Genomic DNA, 20612 nt, shown 5'->3' with positions numbered 1-20612 from the left:
ACACAACCCGAGGAGTGGAGATGTCCCACGCTGAACGCCGGTTCGGTACCGGCACGGCCGTCGTGACCGGTGCGGGGGCCGGTATCGGTGCAGGGTTCGCCCGACACCTTGCGCGGCTGGGAATGACGGTGGTAGTTGCCGACATCGACGAGGAGCGTGCGTCGCTCGTCGCCGAGGACATTCGCGCGGCCGGTGGGAGAGCTGACGTCCATGGAGTGGACGTAGCGGATGCAGATGCCGTGAAGAGGATGGCGGACAATGTGTTCGATCGTCACGGCAGCGTCGAGTTGCTGGTCAACAATGCCGGAGTGGAGACGGCCGGGTTGCTGTGGGAAGTCAGTGGTGCGCGGTGGAGACGGTTGATGGAGATCAACGTCGACGGCGTCTTCTATTGCCTTCGTGCTTTCGTGCCATTGATGTTGAAGGTGGGTAAGCGGGCGTGTGTGGCCAATCTGTCTTCTGTCGGCGGGATCAACAGCGCCGCGGTGCAAGGACCGTACATCGTCAGTAAGTTCGCGGTGCTGGCGATGACCGAGAGCTTGCACCAAGATCTGTCGTTGGTCGACTCTCTGATTCAGGTCAGTGCTGTTGTTCCACACTCGATCCGGAGTGAGATCTTTCGTGCGGCCCAGCGTGACGCGCCGACTACGAACGTCACGGCAAACGCTGTCTTCGATGCAATGCAACAGGCGAACGTCGAATCCGGACTCGACCCGCTCGATGCCGCCGAGCACATGACCGAAGCAATAGCGCGTGGGGACTTCTGGGTGTTCTCCGACGACGACGCGTGTCGGCAGTTCACCGACCGCCGAGCCGCTCAGCTTCGAGACCTGCTACCTCCCGCCGATCCTCGCACAATGCTCACACGCATGGGCATCTCGTGAATGCGGAGCTGTTCGGAGCAGGCCTGTTCACGCGCTGCCGTTGACAGACGTCGGCGCACTCTTGGGGAGGCCTGACCAACCCACCAGGCCGACCAGAGCGAAAGCTACGGCGGCAGTGACGAAGGTGACGGTGAAGGCGGATTCGCTGGGCAGAGCGGATACGCCCTCTGGCAGGTTCGCGATGGTCATCGAGGCGAGAATCGTAGTCACCACTGCACTGCCCATGGCGCTGCCGGTGGAACGGGAGATCGAGTTGATGCCGTTGGCTATTCCACTCTGGTGTCGCGGAACGCTCGACATGATGATCGCGGGCATGGCCGCGTAGCCCAGGCTCACGGCGGCGCCGATCACGATGCCGGCACCGATGACCGACGCGGTGTGCGTGTGGTCGTACGCGAGCCAGGCGAACGGCACCGCACCACAGACGGCGGTGAGTCCCAGGACGAAGCGTGGCCCACGCACTCTGATGAGCCGCCCACCGATCGGTGCTGCGATCAGCGAGGCAATCGCACCCGGCAGCAGGAATTCCACCGACGCACGCAGAATGCTGGCGTCGAATCCGTATCCCGTGAGGGCGTGGGGAAGCTGCACGAGATAGGAGATGCCCAGGAAGTTGGCGAACATTCCGAAGCCCAGCATGACCCCCGCCAGATTCGCCATCATCACGGGCCGGTGGACGAACATTCGCATGTCGACCAGTGGTTCGTCGACGATCTTCTCGATCCAGACCCAGACTGCGAACATCACGATCGAGCCCAGGAAAACACCGATGGTCACGGGTGAGAACCAACCCCATTGGTGGCCTTGCGAAATCGACAACAGGAGCAGAAGGAGTGCAGCGCCCAGGCTCAGCGCGCCGATGACGTCGACGCGCCCGCCGCTCTTGTGCTTGGTTGCCGGAACCAGCGTGATGACGGCGACGAGGGCAAGCAACGCGAACCCGGTGGCCATCCAGAAGGCGTTGCGGTAGTCGGCATCCGGAGCCGATGTGAGAAGTCCGGTGGCTACGAGGGCGAGCCCGCTGCCGAATGCGAGAGTTCCGCTGACCAATGCCATCGCGCCGGGAAGCTTGTGTGGGCGGACCTCTTCGCGCAGGACCGACAGAGCCAGCGGGAAGATGGCGGTGGCGGTCCCCTGGAGGACGCGTCCGAGGATGAGAAGTGGCAGATTGTGTGCCAGTGCGGCGACGATCGAACCGATGACCATGACGACCAGAACGCCGACCAGCGTGCGCTTCTTGCCGTGCTGATCGCCGTAGCGGCCCAACAGGGGAGTGAAAACGGCGGCCGACAGCAACGTCGCCGTCGTCACCCAACTGATGCCGGCCGCGGATGCGCCCAGATCGGACTGAATACGCCCCAAAATCGGGACGGGCAGTGTCTGCATCATCGAGACGATCATCGCGGCCAGGCTGAGCGCCCCGATGATGACGGCCTCGCGGCGCGGCGATGTTACGACGGATACATCCGGGGTGTCGTGGACCGTTGGCTGCGCAGCGCTTTCGGTCGTCACTGAATTCGTCAAGTGGGTCCTTCTCGGGAATTACAAGAGAAATTGCTTAATGTGCCGAAGTAATTTTCTCTGGATGGTAAGTCCGCGAGATCGATCCCGTCAATGCTGGTCAGTGAGCCCCTGGGGCCAGCTCGGTGTATTCAGGACCAACTCGGCGTGTTCCGGACTAGAAGGGGTAGACCGGGAGTGCGCTCTGCGCAGTCACCCACTGCGTTTCGGTGAAGGCGTCGAGGTTTGCGCCGATACCGCCGACGCGGCCACCGTTACCCGAAGACGCCATACCGCCGAACGGGATGACTGCTTCGTCGCCGACGGTCTGATCGTTGATGTGTACGAGGCCGGTGGGGATTTGTTGGGCGAGCTCGAGCCCTCGCATGGCGTCGGAGGTCAGAATGCCCAGTGACAGTCCGTACTCGGAATCGTTGGCCATGGCGACGGCCTGTTCGACGGTGGCGAAGGAGGTGACCGGTGCGACTGGCCCGAAGACTTCGTCGGCGAATGCCGGCGCGGTGAGTGGGGTGTCGGCCAGCACGGTGGGCCGGTAGAAGAGATCCTCGTAGGTGCCACCGGCTGCCAGTTTTGCTCCGGCCGCGATGCTTCCGGTGACCAGGGAGTGGATGTGGTCGCGTTGTTTGGCGTCGATGATGGGTCCGAGTGCGACCTGACCGGTGAACGGGTCGCCTACCGGAAGCTTGTCGGCGCGTTCGGCAAGGAGTGCGGTGTAGTCGGCGGCGATGCTTTCGTGGACGAGCTGGCGGCCGGTGGTCATGCAGATCTGCCCCTGGTGCATGAAGGATCCGAAAGCGCCTACAGATGCGGCCTTTTCGAGGTTGACGTCGTCCATGACGATCAGTGCGTTGTTTCCCCCGAGCTCGAGGTGTGCTCGTTTGAGATGGCGGCCCGCCAGTTCACCGACAGCGCGTCCTGCCCGGGTCGACCCGGTGAATGCGATGACGCGAACGCTCGGATGAACCACGATTGCCTCACCGGCGTCAGCGCCACCCGGCAGCATGCCGAACACTCCGGCAGGCAAACCGGCTTCTTCGAAGATGCGGGCAAGAACCACACCGCCACAGATCGCCGTGCGCGGATCAGGCTTGAGGATCACCGAATTGCCCAGTGCCAGTGCGGGAGCGACTGCACGGATCGACAGAATGATCGGGAAGTTGAACGGTGCGATGACGCCGACGGTGCCGACGGGGACGCGACGAGAGAAGCTCAGCCGCGGTTGCTCCGAGCGCAGCACCTCGCCGATGGGGTGTGCGGCCAAAGCTGCTGCGTTGTAGCACTCTTCGGCAGCGGTGTGGGTTTCCAGTCCGGCTTTGGCGGGAATGCTGCCGGCCTCGCGGATTACCCATTCGCCGATTTCGTCGGCGTACTGCTCGAACAGTTGACCGGCGCGGCGTAGAACGGCGGCTCGTTCGGTGTACGGCCTTGCTGCCCAATCCTTCTGAGCGGCACTAGCTTTTGTTGCAGCGGCTGCCACGTCGTCTGGTGTTGCCATGCCGACCGTCGTCAACTGCTTGCCGGTGGCCGGTTCGACGACAATACGATCGTCGGCGCTACCGCGAACCCATTCACCGTCGAAGATCTTCGATTCCCACACAGGTTCGCTCAGCAAACGCGTCATGGCCGCTCCTCGGTAAAGGGATGCAACCGCGCGCCGCATCACATGGTTGTGCACCACGTTGCTCCGTGAGGGGAGTCGATCGCCATCGCACTTTCACTCAGTGAAAGACGGATTCATGGCGTCCTTGAGCGCTTGGATCAGATCGGCGAACTCGGTCGAGTGGGTGGCGCCGCTGCGGGTCACTCCCGAGACGGGAATTCGCAAGCGGCCGTGCGATTCTCGCATGAAGCTGATGCCGGCGCGTGGAGATTCGCCTGCGGTGATCGAATACAGGAGGGTCCAGGCGCGCGGGTTGGTGATCACGTCCAGCGTGGCTGTGTGATCGCTCGGAATTGCAGGGCCCAGTTGGACGCGTCGATCTATCTCGCGGAACGCGTCCTCGACCACCTTGTGAATGAGCACCTGGCTTTGGCGCGGCGGCAGGAGCAGGGGGTATGCGGCCAGATCATTGAGGTCGACGCTTTGTTGGCCGGCCAGGGGGTGCCGGCTCGACATGACGACCAGCAGATCTTCGACGCCGAGGTCCAAGGGTTCGAGTCCGGGGCGGTCGACGCCGCCGCGAATCAGCGCGATGTCGGCGTCGCCGGAGGCCACGGCGTCCATGCGGTGGGCAAAACTCTTGATGACGAACTCGACGTCCAGGTCCGGATGAAGTTCGCGCACGTGTGCGATGGCGTCCAGCGTCTGAGCGGCGAAGCTCATGTTTCCGGTGATCCGGATACGGGCTCGTGGGTCGCGTGCGACGGAGTAGGCCATCGTTTCGAGGCTGAGGACTTGCTGCGCGATGGGCACGAGTCGCGATCCTGCCGGGGCAAGGCGAACGGCTCGGGTCGAGCGTTCGAAGAGTGTCGCGCCAAGCTCCTTCTCCAGTCGGGCGACCTGATGGCTGATCGCCGACTGCGAGATGAAGCAGCGCTCGGCAGCGCGACTGAAGCTCAGTTCCTCGCTCACGACGAGGAAGTACTTGAGTTGGCGGAAGTCCATGAGGACAGCTTACTTATGAGCAATCGAGATAACAGTCTTGCGAATACTCCAGCTAGCTGGACCCGACCCATGATCAGTCCATACCGTAATAGTCATACTTTCAATTTGGTTGAGGAGATTTGTTGTGGATAGAACAGCTGCGGGTCGCGCTGACATCGACGCGACTGGACACGAGCAGACTCAGGTAGTCATCGTCGGTTCGGGATTCGGAGCCCTCGCCGCGGCCAAGACCCTCGCGAAGTCCAAGACGCCGTTCGTCCTCATCTCCGCCACCACCGAGCACCTCTTCCAGCCGCTGCTCTACCAGGTGGCGACGGGTGTTCTGTCGGCAGGCGAAGTTGCTCCGCCCATCCGCACGATCCTGCAGAAGTACCCCAACGCCGACGTGCGTCTCGGTCGCGTCGTCGAGGTCAACGCCGAAGAGAACACCGTCGTCTACGAGGCTTCGGGCACCCGCCACACTCTCGGATACCGCTCGCTCATCGCAGCCACCGGTGCCACCCAGGCGTACTTCGGTCATGACGAGTTCGAAAAGGTCACCTACAAGCTCAAGACCGTCGAGGATGCCGAGGTCCTGCGTAAGCAGATCCTGCGTTGCTTCGAAGAGGCTCACACCACCAACGACGCGCTGGTTCGCCGCAACCTGCTCAGCTTCGTTGTCGTCGGTGCAGGCGCGACCGGCGTCGAGCTCGCCGGACAGATCAAGGAACTGGCGCGTCGCTACTTCGCCAAGTCCATCAACAACATCAGCGCCGACGAGGTCACGGTCACCATGGTCGAGGGCGCGGGCGTTGCGCTTCCGGCCTTCGGCGGCAAGCTCAGTGAGTACACACAGGCCTCGCTCGAGAAGTCGGGTGTCGAGGTTGTTCTCAACACCATGGTCACCGCCATCGACGAGCACGGTGTCACCGTCTCTTCGGCAAAGACCAAGGAAGAGAAGCGCATCGACGCCGAGACCGTCATCTGGTCGGCCGGTGTTCGCGCCAACGACTTCGCAGCAGTGCTCGGCGAGGCGACCGGTTGTGAGAGTGACCGTGCAGGTCGTCTGCTCATCAATCCGGACTTGACCGTCGGCGGGTTTGCCAACGTCTTTGCCATCGGCGACATGACTTCGCTGAACGGTCTGCCGGGTCAGTCGCCCGTTGCAATGCAGGGTGGCCGTCACGCAGCGAAGACTGTGAACGGAAAGGTCAAGGCCGGAACGCCTTTCAAGTACTTCGACAAGGGCAGCATGTCGATCATCAGCCGATTCAGCGCTGTGTGTCGCGTCCGCAAGGTCGAGTTCAAGGGCACGATCGCCTGGTTCATGTGGCTGGCCGTGCACGTGATGTATCTGGTGGGCTTCCGCAACCGGTATGTCGCTGTGATGTCGTGGTTCGGTTCGTTCATCGGTCACCGTCGTCCGCACTTCCACTACGCGCAGGAGCCGATGAAGATCGAGGCCACGCCGCCGGTGACCGAACGCGAACCGGAATTGGCGCACTCCGCGTAGCTCCGCACCGCCTGAACACGTTTCGCCTGATGTCAGTCACACTGTGTGAATGGCATCAGGCGAGCGTTCGTTGATCGGCCGGGCATTTATCGTGCTCGGTGCCTTCGACGCGAAATCGCCGCGGTTGACGCAGTCGGAGATCAGTCGTCGCAGCGGTTTGCCTCTGCCCACCGTCCACCGACTGTGTGGGCAGTTGGTGGCTGAGGGCGCACTCGAGCGTCGGAGTGACGGCAAGTACCAGGTCGGAGTCCGGTTGTGGGAGATCGGCGCTCTCGCTCCCGGCGCTCACGGCCTACGGCAGGTGGCGTTGCCGTTCCTCGAAGACCTGTACGAGGTCACCCGAGAGAACGTGCAGTTGGTCGTTCGTGAGGGCACCGAGGCTCTGTACCTCGAGCGCTTGTCCTCGCGTAGCGCCGTCACCGTGGTCGGCCGTGCCGGCGGAAGATTGCCGTTGCACGCGTCCAGCGGTGGATTGATTCTCCTCGCGCACGGCGGAACCGAGCTTCTCGACGACGTCCTTCGCGCCGGCCTCGAGTCGTTCACTCCCAAAACCATTACTTCCGAGCGGATTTTGCGAGCAACTCTCGACGAGATCAGGCGCGCCGGATTCGTGGTCTGTCGCGAGTATCTGAACGTCGGAACCCTTGCCGTCGCCGCTCCTGTCCGCGAAGCCGGGGGCAGTGTCGTGGCAGCGGTCTCGACAGTTGTTCCGGTGGAGCAGGATCCGGCTCCTTTACTGCCGGCGTTGGTCGCGGCCGCCCGTGGAATATCACGCGGGCTTGGTAGCGGTGGGTTTCGATAGCTCGTTTCGGTCTTTCACTGAGTGAAATTGCAGCTGTTCAGAGGAGTGATCGTGGTCGAGGGTGGTCTCAATCGTCACTCACCTCAGGAGCTCTCTGTATGTCTTCTTCACGCACCCAGGTCGGAATCGTCGGTGGTGGTCCCGCCGGGTTGATGCTCTCGCATCTGTTGCATCTGAAGGGAATCGATTCGGTTGTCCTGGAATGCCGCACCCGCGAAGAGGTAGAAGGCACCATTCGTGCCGGCGTGCTCGAACAGAACACGGTTGATCTCATGGTCGAGACCGGACTCGGTGATCGACTGAAGCGGGAGGGCCTCGAACATCACGGAATCGAGTTGCGATTCGGTGGACGAGGGCACCGAATCGCGTTCGACGAACTGACCGACGGGCGAGCAGTCACGGTGTATCCGCAACACGAGGTGCTCAAGGATCTGATCGCGCGGCGTCTCGCTGACGGCGGGGACATTCGATTCGGAGTGTCCGACGCGCAAGTACACGATCACGAATCGGATCGCCCGAGTATCACTTTTGTCGACTCGGACGGAAATGATCAGAAGCTCGAGTGCGCCCTGGTGGCCGGTTGCGACGGTTCACGCACCGGAACGCGAAAGCTGATTCCCGAACCGTCGATCCGAACGGATCATTTCCGCCAGTATCCCTTCGCGTGGTTCGGCATCCTGGCCGAGGCGCCGCCGTCGTCCGAAGAACTGATCTATGCCAACCATGAGCGCGGGTTTGCACTGATCAGCACACGGACGCCCGAGGTACAGCGTCATTACCTTCAGGTCGATCCGGACGACTCCGTGGACAACTGGTCCGACGATCGAATCTGGGACGAGCTGCACATGCGCGTCGACGGTGAGGGGGCGGAGATCAAGGACGGCAAAATCTTTCAGAAGTCGATCCTCCAGTTCCGCAGCTTCGTGTGTGAGCCGATGCAGCACGGCAACCTGTTTCTTGCCGGGGATGCGGCGCACACCGTGCCGCCGACCGGCGCGAAGGGAATGAATCTCGCGATCGCCGACGTTTACGCACTGGCGAAGGCAATGGACGGTTTCTTCACCTCGTCCGAACGAAAGATGCTGGACGGGTACACCGAAACGGTGTTGCCGCGTGTGTGGCGGACGCAGCACTTCTCGTGGTGGATGTCGTCGATGCTCCATCGCTTGCCAGACGACAGCGGTTTCGGGCATCGCCGACAGTTGGCCGAGTTGGACATGGTCACGCGTTCGGTGGCCGGACGAACGCTGATCGCCGAGAACTACGTCGGAACTCCCTTGCATCAGTAGGCCGATTCGCAGGTTGCACGGTGCGAAATCAGGGGGAGTGGGGTGCCAGGTGTCACCAGGACCCCGAAGTTCTTGGTATGTGTCCGCCAGGCGGGAAGCCGCCGAGCCGAAGTAGCGGGAGCTTTGTAACCTCGAACACGTCCTTGTCCAACCGAGGGTGGCTGATGCTTCGACCGCACTGCGGGGGAGTTGTCGTATGACTGAGCGTTGCAAGAAGTGACTGTTCAGGATCCACTGTCTCCCAAGCCGATCGGTGCGAACCGACTTCGAGCTCATCGAGGCACTTCAGTCGCTCCGGTCAACTGAACAGAGGGATCTTCCGATGAAGTTCAGCCTCGCCGTGGCGATGATTCCCCTCTCTCAACTCGTTGCACTTGCGAAAGTGGCCGAAGAATGCGGCTTTTCTTCGATCACGATGCCCGACTCACTGTTCTTTCCCGAGCGGGGCGCTACCGGGTATCCGTATACCGCTGACGGTGTGCGGATGTGGGACGCGAAGACACCATTTGTAGACCCCATGATTGCCGCGGCCTTCATGGGACCCGGAACGTCGAAGATTCGCTTTTATCCGCAGGTGCTCGAGCTCAGCTCACGCAATCCTCTGCTGCTGGCAAGCCAGGTGGGGTCGGTCGCGAATCTGACAGGAGGCCGCTTCGGTCTCGGGGTCGGTGTGGGCTGGGCGCCAGAGGAATTCGAGTGGTGCGGCGCTTCCCCCAAGGATCGAGGCCCGCGAGTCGACGAGATGCTCGAGGTACTGCGACTGGTTCTAGGCGGCGGTATGGTCGAACATCACGGCAAGTTCTTCGACTTCGACAGGCTGCAGATGAGCCCGGCGCCGATCGATCCCGTCCCCATCTACATCGGAGGACATTCCGCGGCCGCATTGCGCCGTGCAGCGCGAGTGGGTGACGGTTGGACCTCGGCTACAGTCTCTTTCGCTGATCTGCAAGCTCTCATCGCGAGGATCAGCGTCCTGCGGGTCGAGTACGGGCGCGCCGAGTTCCCGTTCGAAATTCAGGCCGTCTGCGCCGATCGCTTCGGTCTCGACGGCTCCTTGGAACTGGCCGATAGCGGAGTGACGGAATCGATCGTCATTCCTTGGGCCATGTACGGCCTCGGGTTCGACTGCGACCTGGAAGCGAAGAAAGATGCGGTACGCAGGTTCTCCGAGGAAGTCATCTGCAAATTCTGAAATTCACGTAGCGCGCCCGTGCTGCAATGACCCGTGTGCGGGGATCAATCCGTATGCGGGCGTTGCGGCTCCAACATCCGTTCGCGCAGACTGTCGTAGATAGGTGCCGACCCTGCCGACGTGGTGACGAATACCGCTGCCGCAGTGGCAGCGAGCATCGGGACCAGCGTCGACGTCACCGCGGTCATCTCGACCACGATCACGATGCCGGTGAACGGTGCGCGTACTACGGCGCCGAAGAAGGCAGCCATACCGACGGTGGCCATGGTGACCGTGAGCCCGGCGTCCACTCCGGGCACGAAGCTCGACAGTCCGGTGAAGATCGACCCCCAGAGCGCGCCGAGAGCGAGTAAGGGAGCGAACAGTCCGCCGGGAGTTCCAGCGGCATACGAGAGCGGGCCGGTGAAGAACCGAACCACCAAGTACAGCAGCAGGATCGGCAGTACGAAGATCCTTCCGCCGACGATCATCTGTGCAAGAACGTCGCCGCCCCCACTGGCCAACGGGTCGAGGAACAGCGTCAGGCCGATGACGGCGCCGATCGTTGCGCCGATGACAGTCGGTGGGATCTTGTCGAGTCGTGCCACGATGTCGAGTAGTCCCAGAATCAGGCGGTTGTACGCAATACCCAGTAGCCCCGTGAGGATTCCGAAGACGACGAACAGTGGCAAGAGTGCAAGTTGAGGTGTCGGCACGGTGCCGACCTCGAAATCGGGTTGATCACCGATGACGATCCGTGCACAGCCCACCGCCACTGAAACACCGAAAAGCGTTGGCAGCACGGTGCGCAGCCGGAACGAGTGCGTCACCTCCTCGCAGACGAACAGTGCTCCCGCGATCGGCGCGTTGAATGCGACAGCGAGTCCTGCTCCGGCCGCGGATGTTTGCAGCATGGCGACGTCGGGTTCGGTGAGGCGGGCTCGCCGTCCCGCTTCTGCTCCGATCGCCGCACCCATGTGTACGGTGGGGCCTTCACGACCGAGAACCAGACCGGAGCCGATCGCCAAGAGGCCGCCGATGAATCTGGCGGGCACGAGATTGATTCCCGGCGGTTTCGCTTCACCGCGGGACACCGCCTCGACGTGCTGGATGCCGCTTCCCTTTGCGAGGGGCACTCGTCTGACGATCAGTACGGCAAGTACGGTGCACAGGGCCACCAGGAGGACCGGCACGAGCCACCCGACGTACGGAACATGATGCGCCCAGTTCACGATCGCCTGACGAAGTTCGTCGGCCCTGATCAGACACCAACGGAACGCGCCGCCGACAAATCCGACCCCGACGCCGGCGACCGCAGCGAGTAGACACAGCAAACCCAGTCCGCGGTTGGAGTCACGCGGTTCGGTGCCGCCATCGTCCTCGGTCATCGTGATCAGCCCTACCTGATGGTCACAACTCGCGACAGGTGAATTGAGCTTCCTCACCTTGGACGGTAACCCATCGCGCTACCCGCAGGGTCGGATCGAGGTTGTGCAGCCTGGTCACAATTCGACAAGCAGGCTGATTCCGAGAACCGCCATCATCACGGCGATCAGAGCATCGAGAACCCGCCAGGCGTTGGGTTTCGCAAAAAGCGGCGTCAGCAGACGTGCGCCGTAACCGAGGGCGCCGAACCAGACCACACTTGCCGTGATGGCACCGGCGGCAAACCACCAACGTCCGATCTCGCCGCGACCGTTGGCGATGGAACCCATGAGCACGACGGTGTCGAGGTACACGTGTGGATTGAGCCAGGTGAGAGCCAATGCCATCGTGACGGCGGCAAGCCTCGACCCGTTGCCATGTCGATCCGGTGCCAACGTCTGGGGGTGAAGTGCCCGCTTGGCGGCGAAGAGCGAATAGCTGAGGAGGAAAACGGCGCCGGCGATACGAACGAACGTGATCATCGACGGTGCGTGTTCGAGGAGGGTCCCGATTCCGCTGACGCCCGCGAGGATCAGAATTGCGTCTGACAACGCGCACACTGCGACGATCGGGAGTACGTGCGATCGCGTCAGGCCTTGACGAAGAACAAACGCATTCTGGGCGCCGATTGCGACGATCAAAGACAGTCCGACCCCGAAACCGACGAGGGCCGACGCAGGGTCGTTGGTGCTGAGCATGTTGTCGAGCCTGCCGCGCAGATATCATTCAGTCCAGCTAATGATTCTAAGGACACATCAGAGTAGCTTCAGATTATGTTGGATTTCGAGCAACTGAGGGCATTGCACGCCGCGGTCGACGAGGGAACCTTCGAGGCGGCGGCGCGGAAACTACACATCACGCCTTCGGCGGTCAGCCAACGAATCAAAGGTCTCGAGACCTCGGTTGGCCGGATCCTGGTGCAGCGCACCAAACCCGTCCAGGTCACCGATTCCGGGAGAGAAGTCCTGCGTCTTGCACGTCAGATAGACGCTTTGTCGCGTGACACCGTGCGAGAGCTCGGCCTTGAAAATGGTTCAGGGATGTTTGCGCGTGTCTCGATCGCGGTCAATGCCGATTCGCTGTCCACCTGGGTTCTCGGGGCCCTCGCGGAGTTCACGCAAGAAGTCAGTTTCGATTTTCATCTCGACGATCAAGACCACACCACCGAACTGCTGCGCGACGGTTCGGTCATGGCTGCCGTCACGTCTGTTGCGTCACCGATTCAAGGGTGTACCTCCAGTCGGTTGGGCATCATGCGGTATCGGCCGATGGCGAGTGCGGAGTTCTGCCGTCGTTGGTTCGCAGACGGTGTCACGGCCGAATCCCTTTCGGAGGCGCCGCTGGTTGTGTTCAATCGCAAGGATCTACTGCAGGATCGGTACCTCGATCAAAAGGTCGGCCACCCCGCCGATCCGCCCCGTCATCTTGTTCCTTCATCGGCAGACTTCGCGGACGCCGTCAGGCGGGGATACGGCTGGGGATTGATACCGGACCTGCAGCGCGGCGACGACGATCGCTCCGGCGTGCTGATCGGATTCGATCCGGACTTCGTGGACGACGTTCCGCTGTACTGGCAGCAGTGGAAACTGTCGTCACCTGTCTTGCGCCGGATCTCCGAGGTGGTGACCAGACGCGCCCACGAGGTGTTGCATCAGCCGTCGAGCTGATGTGCACCGCACGTGCGGTGTTGTGCTCGGGCGGTGTTGTGCTCAGGGAACAAAGAACCTGGACAAGTTGATCCCCTGGGACCGTTTCTTCGGCCGCAGGACGCCGATAGTGTTTTGAGTCACACACGAATGAAAGGTGCTGACTCTCGTGGCGAACATCGGATATCTGGCTTGGGATCTTGCAGAGAAGTACGGGCAGAAGCCGTGCTTGCGGGACGACCACGTCGAACTCACGTATGAAGAGTTCGCAGATCGCACGGAAGCTGTTGCCGCGCAATTGGCCGGACTCGGAATCGGCCTCGGTGACGTGGTGGCGATCATGCTGCCCAATCGCGTCGAGTTGCTGATCGCGATCATGGCTGCCTGGCGCATCGGTGCTGCGGCTACACCCATCAATCCGATGTTCACCGCGAACGAAGCGGACTACCAGATCGCGGACTCCGGGGCCGAGTTGGTCATCACCGCCACTGCCGACGCACCCTCGGGCGGCCGAGCAGTGCTGGCCGTCGAAGATCTGGCGACAGTGCCGCCGACCGATCCCCGACCCGGAATCGATGTTGCAGCAGACGATCTGGCGTTGCTCATCTACACCAGCGGCTCCACCGGACGGCCCAAGGGAGTGATGCTCACGCATGCCAACCTGCAGTTCATGGCTTCGTCGATGGGCAAGAACATCGGTGTTACCGGCGCGGATCACTGCCTGCTGATTCTGCCGCTGTTCCATGTCAACGCGATCTGCGTCAGCGTCTTGACGCCCTTACTTGTCGGCGGACAGGTGAGTGTCACCGGGAAGTTCTCGGTTTCGAGATTCTTCGACGACGTCGCGCGGCTTCGCCCCACGTATTTCTCGGCGGTGCCGGCAATCTACGCGATGCTGACCTCACAGCCGGAAGACCCTTCGATCGACACGTCGTCCTTGAGGTTTGCCGTGTGCGGTGCGGCGCCGATCAGCAAGGAACTCCTCGAACGCGCTGAGCAGCGTTTCGGTTTCGTGATCGTGGAAGGTTACGGACTCACCGAGGGGACCTGTGCGTCGGCCTGCAATCCTGTGGACGGCGTGCGCAAACTCGGTACGGTCGGCCCGGCGTTGCCCGGCCAGCAGATTGCCATTCTTGCCGAGGACGGAACCTTTGCGCCCGCCGGGACTGCCGGAGAGGTGGTCATCAAGGGTGGCAACGTGATGCGTGGCTATCTGGGGAAGCCGGAGGAGACTGCGAAGACCGTCAAGGATGGTTGGTTGCATACCGGTGACGTCGGAGTCCTCGACGAGGACGGCTACCTGACCCTGGTCGATCGCATCAAGGACATGATCATCCGTGGGGGAGAGAACATCTACCCCAAGGAGATCGAAAATTCGCTCGCTACACATCCTTCCGTGCTCGAGGCAGCCGTCATCGGCGCTCCGCACCAGGTCTACGGAGAGGTGCCAGTTGCCTATGTCGTTGCCTACCCCGATGCACCCGTCACCGAAGACGAACTGCTCGAACATGTCACGGCCTTGCTCACCCGAGTAAAGGTGCCAGTGGCGATCTACGTCGTCGATGCGCTTCCCCGAAACCCGGTGGGCAAGATCGACAAACCTGGAATGAGACGAGCTTTGAGCGCAACTCCCGCTCACTAGTCACTTCCCCGTAATACCAGCACAGCTCGACGACGTCCGTCGAGTCGATCCGTCATGCCCACATTCCGTATTTCAGGAGCACATCATGGGATTCAAAGAAGGAAACTTCCCTCCCGTCGATCCGGCAACGTTCATGGACAAGCCGTTTCTCGAGCGTCTGCGTGACATGTCCACGCACTGGGTGGATTACGGCTTCGGTACGCCGAAGATGGTCCACACCGTCTACATCATGAAACTGTTGTTCCTCTACCTGGCAGCTGGAACAGCCGTTGCCACTTTGACTTCCGGCCTCTCGTGGTTCGACATCGGATCGTGGTGGAACCAGCCGATCGTCTACCAGAAACTCATCATCTGGACGATGATGCTCGAGATGCTGGGCTTGGCAGGATCCTGGGGACCGCTCGCCGGCCACTTCAAGCCGATGACCGGTGGAGTTCTCTACTGGCTCCGCCCCGGCACGATTCGTCTGCCACCGTGGCCGGGCAAAGTGCCGCTCACCTCGGGTGACACCCGCACGGTGTTCGACGTCTTCATCTATGCCGCCGCAGTCGCCAATCTCCTTGTTGCCGCTGTTCTCCCCGGTGTTCACACCACAGGAATCGATTCGGCAATCGCTGACAATGTCGGACTGGTGCGCCCGACGGTCTTGTACTCCTTCCTGGTACTCATGGTGATTCTCGGGTTGCGGGACAAGGTGCCCTTCATCGCTGCCCGTAGTGAGCAGTACCTGCCGGCGATCTTCTTCTTCACATTCCTGCCGTTCGTCGACATGATCCTGGCGCTCAAACTGCTGATCGTCATGGTGTGGATCGGTGCCGGTGTCTCGAAGTTCGGTCGCCATTTCTCGCTGGTGGTTCCTCCGATGCTCAGCAATACCCCGTGGATCCCGTCGAAGAAGATCAAGCGCGCCCACTACCGGAATTTCCCGGAGGATCTGCGGCCTTCACACCTGGGCGGCGGCGTCGCACACGTGGCCGGAACGATGGTCGAAATCGTCACCCCGTTGATACTGCTGTTCTCGACGAACAAGACCCTCACGATCCTCGCCGTGATCCTCATGGTCGGATTCCATCTGTTCATCGCGTCGACCTTCCCGCTTGCCGTCCCACTCGAATGGAATCTTCTGTTCGCCTACGCCTCGGTCTTCCTGTTCCTGGGATTCCCGGCATGGGACCGCTACGGACTCGGCGCCATGTCCTCACCGTGGATTACCGCGGGAATTGTTGCAGCCCTTGCCTTCTTCCCCATTCTCGGAAACCTTCGACCCGATCTGGTGTCCTTCCTGCCGTCGATGCGTCAGTACGCCGGCAACTGGGCATCCGCGACGTGGGCATTCGCGCCGGGCGCTGAAGCCAAGATCGACCAGTTCATCAAGCGTCCGTCGCCGGATACGCGCAATCAGTTGATGACGATGTACCCCGAAGATGTGTCCGATGTCGTTCTGCATCAGCTGTTGGGCTGGCGTTCCATGCACAGCCAGGGGCGTGCGCTGTTCTCTCTGATGATCAGGCACCTCGGCGACGACATCAACACGTACTCACTGCGGGAAGCAGAGTTCATGTGCAACTCCATCGTCGCCTTCAACTTCGGTGACGGGCACCTGCACGACGCGAAGTTGATCGCAGCCATTCAGCGTCGCTGCAATTTCGCACCCGGTGAGTTCCTGGTGACCTGGATCGAATCGCAGCCCATCCACAAGGGAACGCAGGAGTACCAGGTGATCGATGCCGCTCTCGGTGTCATCGAACGAGGTACTTTCAAGGTCGCCGACGCAGTCGCCGAACAGCCGTGGTTGCCGAACGGGCCCATTCCGTTCGACGTTCAGTGGACACTGGACGTACGGGCCGACCGCGCGGCAACGGATCCGCAGGTTGTCTCCGAACCGAAGATGCGTACGAGGGTCAGCGGTAGCGAGCAAGAGGTGAGTAAGTGACAAAGGCCGTAGTCGTCGGCAGCGGGCCCAATGGGCTCGCTGCCGCGGTACACCTCGCACGTAGCGGTGTGGACGTGCAGGTGCTCGAGGCTGCCGACCAGATCGGCGGAGGCACCCGCTCCGGTCCGATCGACGTGCCGGGGTTGATCCATGATCACTGCTCGGCGTTTCACCCGATGGGTATCGGCTCGCCGTACCTGTCCAAGCTGGACCTCGAGCGATACGGGCTGATCTGGAGATGGGCAGAGGTGGACTGCGCGCATCCGCTCGACAACGGGGACGCCGGGGTCCTGTACCGCTCGCTGGAGCAGACGGCTGCGGGGCTCGGCGCTGACGGGCCTCGATGGCAACGCATGTTCGGTGACTTGTCGACTGGGTTCGATGCGCTGGCGTCCGATCTGATGCGCCCGATCGTCAATGTTCCGCACCATCCGCTGCGGCTCGCAGCTTTCGGTCCGCGAGCGCTGCTTCCGGCAACGGTGACCGCCAAACTGTGGAAGACGGACAAGGGGAAGGCGCTGTTCGGCGGGGTTGCCGCACACGCCTTCTATCCACTCAACCGTCCGGCCACCTCGGCGGTGGGATTGATGATCACTGCTGCTGGTCACCGCTACGGTTGGCCGGTTGCCGAGGGAGGTTCGCGGTCGATCACCGACGCGATGGCTGCGATGCTCCTCGATCACGGCGGCAAGATCGACACCGGCGTTCGGGTTCGTACGGCCTCCGAGATTCCGGACGCCGATGTTGTTCTGCTGGATGTCAATCCGGGGGGTGCGCTCGAAATTCTGGGCGATCGACTCCCTGGTCGAGTGGCGAGGGCCTATCGAAAGTTCAAGCAGGCTCCCGGAGCATTCAAGGTCGATTTTGCGATCGAAGGTCATGTGCCGTGGACCAATCCGGACTGTGCTCGGGCCGGAACTGTCCATCTGGCAGGTGGTTTCGACGAAATCGTGGCCGCTGAGCGTGAGACGAATTCAGGCCGTATGCCGGACCGGCCGTTCGTGCTCCTAGGTCAGCAATACCTGGCTGATCCCACCCGATCCGCCGGGAACGTTCATCCTCTGTATGCCTATGCGCACGTGCCTCACGGTTACGCCGGCGACGCTACGGAGGCGATCATCCGTCAGATCGAGAGGTTTGCGCCAGGATTCCGGGAGCAGATCGTCGCGACGTCGAGCAGTGGTACAGCTGACCTGGCAGAGGACAATCCGAATCAGGTAGGCGGCGACATCATCGGAGGTGCCAACACCGAACTGCAGGTTGTCTTGCGTCCGCGCGTCGCAGTCGATCCGTACAGCACGGGGATCGCGGGCACTTACCTGTGCTCGGCCTCGACCCCGCCGGGTGCCGGAGCACATGGAATGTGCGGGTACAACGCAGCCGAATCGGCTCTGAAGTACCTGCGACGAAAGGGTGCGGAAGTTCTGTGAGTAGTCCATCGCACAAGGAGCGAGGCGCCGGTGCGATGCGGCGCCTCGCCCGAGTGCCTGCAGCCGCGGAGCCGGAAGTGCTTGCGGTGGTTGCCGAGTTGGCACGACGACTCGACGAGCGCAGCGCCGACATCGCGCGTGAGATGGCCTTCATGATGGCTCACGAAATCGACCAATTGGATGCAGACGCCAAATTGCTCGAAATGCTCGAGGCCAGCGTGCAGGGAAACATCACGACGATCATCCACGTATTGGCCAACGACATTCCGATCGATCATCTCCAACCCACCACTGCTGCAGTGGAATACGCGCTGCGTCTGGCGCAGCGGGATGTCCCGTCCAACTCCCTTGTCCGGGCCTATCACATGGGCCAAGGCGATCTGATGCGGATCTGTCACGACGAGATCAGCACACTGGATATTCCGGCGCGACTCACTTTGGCTGTCCTGAAACACACTTCGGACGTGGTCTACAGCTACATCGACTGGATCACGCTCTACGTCTTCGACGCGTACGAGCGGGAACGCAGTCGATGGATGGCAGCGCAGGGAAACCTCCATTCGGCCGCAATCCACGCCCTCCTGTCCGGCACCAACGCAGATACCGCTGCTTTCGAAGCGGAGACCGGGTACCGCCTCGGTCAGAACCACGTCGCCCTGGTGGTCTGGTCGACGTGGGATGCCGACGTCATGGGCATCAATACGCTGGACCGACTCGTACGTGATCTCGGCGCAGCGGCGGGAGCGGACAAGCCGCCGATCATCACCGCCATCGATCGACGCACGGTGTGGGCGTGGCTGCCGTTCGGTCGCCGGGTGCCTGCGCCGGATCCGGAGTTTCTCGCGGCGGCAGTGCCGTTGGACGGCGGGGCGCGGGTGGCAATCGGACTGCCGGGGTCAGGGGTCGACGGTTTCAAACGGTCCCACGAACAGGCAACCGCCGCCTATTCGGTTGCTGCCGTCCCGGATACACCGCAGCGACCTGTGGTGAGCTTCGGAGACCGCGGCGTCGCTGTGGTCTCACTTCTGTCCGAGAACATCGATTCGACGAAGTCATGGGTCTGGGAGGTGCTTGGCCCGTTGGCGGAAGATACGCCCTCTGCTGCATCCTTGCGGACGACGTTGAGTGTGTACTTTGCACATGGTGAAAGTCATCTGCACACTGCCAATCACATGAATCTGCACCGGAATACGGTGAAGTATCGCATCAACAAGGCGCTCGGCGATCCAGTTGCTGCCGGCCGAGACAAGTTGGATCTTGCTCTGGCCCTGCAGGTTTGTGAGTTGTTGGGTAGATCGGTCTTGCGCCCCGCGCGAACGTCGTGAGTTGTGGAAAGTTGTGGACGCGACACGGCCTGTGGGCTCCGTATCGGCGTTTGATGTCCGATGCGGAGCCTGGCCGTGTTCTGTTGTCGCCAAAGAGGTTTGACCCCTCAGGTTTTGAAGGTGGTGTTCGCGGGCCGTGGGTGCTGGCCGGGGTCGATCGAGGGCGGCGGGACGAACCAGGGTTTGTTGTCGGCGCCGATTCGGATTTCCCATTTGCCGACGAACCCGGATTTTCGGTGCATCAGTCGGTGATGTGAACGGCACAGCAGGACCAGGTTGTTCATCACCGTCGGGCCGCCGTTCGCCCAGTGCCGGATATGGTGCGCATCAGTCCACGCCGGTACACATGTGCAGCCCGGGAACGCGCAGCCTCTGTCTCGGGCGATCAACGCGACGCGTTGTTCGGCGTTGACCAACCTCTTTCCTGGTTTCGCATCGAGCGGTGCGCCGTGATCGTCGAGCAGGACGGTGGAGAGGAAGCAGTCGCAGCCGAGGAGTCTGGTCTGTGACACGGACAGTGGTCCGAGCCAGGGCATGTGCCCGACATCAAGATCGGCCGGCTCCAGTGAGCCGTCATCACTCGAATCCGAAGACTGTGCGGCACAATCCCGATGCTCCGCCAGATCCCGAGCATTGATGTGCACGTTCACATGCGGACGCTGACCACCATCGGTACCGGTTTTCGCGCAGTCCAGGTAACGCCGGATCAGTTCGGTGAACCCGTCCGCGGTGCGTTTCGCCGCCGACCGAGCATCGGGAGTCCCGTCCGGTGCCGGGGTCGGCATCGTCAGATTCGACAACGCGGAGAGCAGCATTTCCCCGGTGAGGGCGTCGAAATCACCACGCACCACCACTCGACCGTTCAAGGTCGACGCGATCCGCAACTCGTTGAGATCGACATCTTCGGCGGGCGGGATCTCATCCGATTCGAACAACCGCTCCAAGGTCGCGATCACGTTCCGCACTTTCGTCGTCGTCGCCTCCACCCCCGACGCGGCAGCGAGCAACAAATCGATGCACTTCGGTAGCGCCTCCTCCGGCATGCCTTTCGGTGGTGATTCACAGAACGCCACGATCAACACAGCATGCTCGAACGAGCAATCCCCGCCATCGAACCGAGCCGCCACCGCCGGAAACGGCCGCAAAGCAGTACCCAACGCGGCGATCTTCTTCCCGTCCCGAACCTGCAGCATCGTGTTGGCCGCCAACCAGGACCCCACTCCGCGGCTGGCAATCACCTGATCATCCGGGCGCAACGACAACTCGTCCACCACCGCCACACGCACAGCCTCGAGGCGCAGAATCTCCGCACTCGCCGACACCGCAGCAGCGCGCAACTCTGCAGCAGACAACTGCCACAACCGTCCGCGTAACCCCACCGCAGAACCCGACACCACGTCCGACAACAAGACACTCATTGAATCCCCCGATCCCCTCCCGAAATCAT

Annotated in this window: 16 protein-coding genes; 10 read left to right on the top strand and 6 right to left on the bottom strand. The window is 61.9% G+C overall.

What is annotated here, in order from left to right; all coding sequences use genetic code 11:
• Nucleotides 1-20: 20 nt before the first annotated feature.
• A complete protein-coding gene (locus AC1Q6C_RS07540) occupies nt 21-884 on the top strand; it encodes an SDR family NAD(P)-dependent oxidoreductase (RefSeq protein WP_492666478.1) in 864 nt (287 codons plus the stop codon).
• Between the two features lie 27 nt (nt 885-911).
• Here AC1Q6C_RS07540 and AC1Q6C_RS07535 read toward each other — a convergent pair whose 3' ends face one another.
• The 3 genes from AC1Q6C_RS07535 to AC1Q6C_RS07525 form a co-directional block, all read right to left on the bottom strand.
• Nucleotides 912-2408, bottom strand: coding sequence for an MFS transporter (locus AC1Q6C_RS07535; protein WP_492666477.1), 1497 nt, complete (start codon nt 2406-2408; stop codon nt 912-914).
• A 154-nt stretch (nt 2409-2562) separates the two neighbouring features.
• On the bottom strand, nt 2563-4026 hold the full coding sequence (locus tag AC1Q6C_RS07530; RefSeq protein WP_073513472.1) for a benzaldehyde dehydrogenase: 1464 nt from the start codon (nt 4024-4026) through the stop codon (nt 2563-2565).
• Nucleotides 4027-4119: 93 nt separating this feature from the next.
• A complete protein-coding gene (locus tag AC1Q6C_RS07525; RefSeq protein WP_003943104.1) occupies nt 4120-5010 on the bottom strand; it encodes a LysR family transcriptional regulator in 891 nt (296 codons plus the stop codon).
• 124 nt (nt 5011-5134) lie between these two features.
• Between AC1Q6C_RS07525 and AC1Q6C_RS07520 the strand changes: the two genes are divergently transcribed.
• From AC1Q6C_RS07520 to AC1Q6C_RS07505, 4 genes are all read left to right on the top strand, one after another.
• On the top strand, nt 5135-6502 hold the full coding sequence (locus tag AC1Q6C_RS07520; RefSeq protein WP_003942969.1) for an NAD(P)/FAD-dependent oxidoreductase: 1368 nt from the start codon (nt 5135-5137) through the stop codon (nt 6500-6502).
• Nucleotides 6503-6551: 49 nt separating this feature from the next.
• On the top strand, nt 6552-7304 hold the full coding sequence (locus AC1Q6C_RS07515) for an IclR family transcriptional regulator (protein ID WP_003943227.1): 753 nt from the start codon (nt 6552-6554) through the stop codon (nt 7302-7304).
• 98 nt (nt 7305-7402) lie between these two features.
• Nucleotides 7403-8593: a 4-hydroxybenzoate 3-monooxygenase gene (locus AC1Q6C_RS07510; protein WP_162114096.1), complete on the top strand. Its 1191-nt coding sequence runs from the start codon at nt 7403-7405 to the stop codon at nt 8591-8593.
• A gap of 322 nt (nt 8594-8915) precedes the next feature.
• Entirely contained in the window at nt 8916-9785 is an 870-nt protein-coding gene (locus tag AC1Q6C_RS07505) for a TIGR03619 family F420-dependent LLM class oxidoreductase (RefSeq protein ID WP_073513473.1), read from the top strand.
• 44 nt (nt 9786-9829) lie between these two features.
• On the opposite strand, the gene AC1Q6C_RS07500 is transcribed toward AC1Q6C_RS07505, so the two are convergent.
• Nucleotides 9830-11152, bottom strand: a complete 1323-nt coding sequence (locus AC1Q6C_RS07500) for a ClC family H(+)/Cl(-) exchange transporter (protein WP_073513474.1) — start codon at nt 11150-11152, stop codon at nt 9830-9832.
• 114 nt (nt 11153-11266) lie between these two features.
• The gene (locus AC1Q6C_RS07495; protein ID WP_003943198.1) at nt 11267-11887 is read right to left on the bottom strand and encodes a LysE/ArgO family amino acid transporter; all 621 of its coding nucleotides are present in this window, start codon (nt 11885-11887) and stop codon (nt 11267-11269) included.
• Nucleotides 11888-11962: 75 nt separating this feature from the next.
• Here AC1Q6C_RS07495 and AC1Q6C_RS07490 point away from each other — a divergent pair, with 75 nt between their 5' ends.
• The 5 genes from AC1Q6C_RS07490 (at nt 11963) to AC1Q6C_RS07470 (ending at nt 19165) form a co-directional block, all read left to right on the top strand.
• Entirely contained in the window at nt 11963-12856 is an 894-nt protein-coding gene (locus tag AC1Q6C_RS07490; RefSeq protein WP_007730552.1) for a LysR family transcriptional regulator ArgP, read from the top strand.
• Nucleotides 12857-13004: 148 nt separating this feature from the next.
• Entirely contained in the window at nt 13005-14477 is a 1473-nt protein-coding gene (locus AC1Q6C_RS07485; protein ID WP_042451673.1) for a class I adenylate-forming enzyme family protein, read from the top strand.
• An 85-nt stretch (nt 14478-14562) separates the two neighbouring features.
• Nucleotides 14563-16410, top strand: a complete 1848-nt coding sequence (locus tag AC1Q6C_RS07480) for a DUF3556 domain-containing protein (RefSeq protein ID WP_492666476.1) — start codon at nt 14563-14565, stop codon at nt 16408-16410.
• Nucleotides 16407-17840, top strand: coding sequence for a phytoene desaturase family protein (locus tag AC1Q6C_RS07475; RefSeq protein WP_030536102.1), 1434 nt, complete (start codon nt 16407-16409; stop codon nt 17838-17840). Before AC1Q6C_RS07480 ends, AC1Q6C_RS07475 begins: the two co-directional genes overlap by 4 nt.
• A gap of 35 nt (nt 17841-17875) precedes the next feature.
• Nucleotides 17876-19165, top strand: coding sequence for a PucR family transcriptional regulator (locus tag AC1Q6C_RS07470; RefSeq protein ID WP_064075023.1), 1290 nt, complete (start codon nt 17876-17878; stop codon nt 19163-19165).
• Nucleotides 19166-19272: 107 nt separating this feature from the next.
• Here the strand turns inward: AC1Q6C_RS07470 and AC1Q6C_RS07465 are convergent, their stop codons facing one another.
• The gene (locus AC1Q6C_RS07465) at nt 19273-20583 is read right to left on the bottom strand and encodes an HNH endonuclease signature motif containing protein (RefSeq protein WP_492666475.1); all 1311 of its coding nucleotides are present in this window, start codon (nt 20581-20583) and stop codon (nt 19273-19275) included.
• Between the last annotated feature and the right edge of the window lie 29 nt (nt 20584-20612).

Source organism: Rhodococcus sp. MT28, assembly GCF_058792695.1.
The sequence above is the reverse complement of the archived record's forward strand: the minus strand, read 5'-3'. Positions and strand labels throughout refer to the sequence as shown.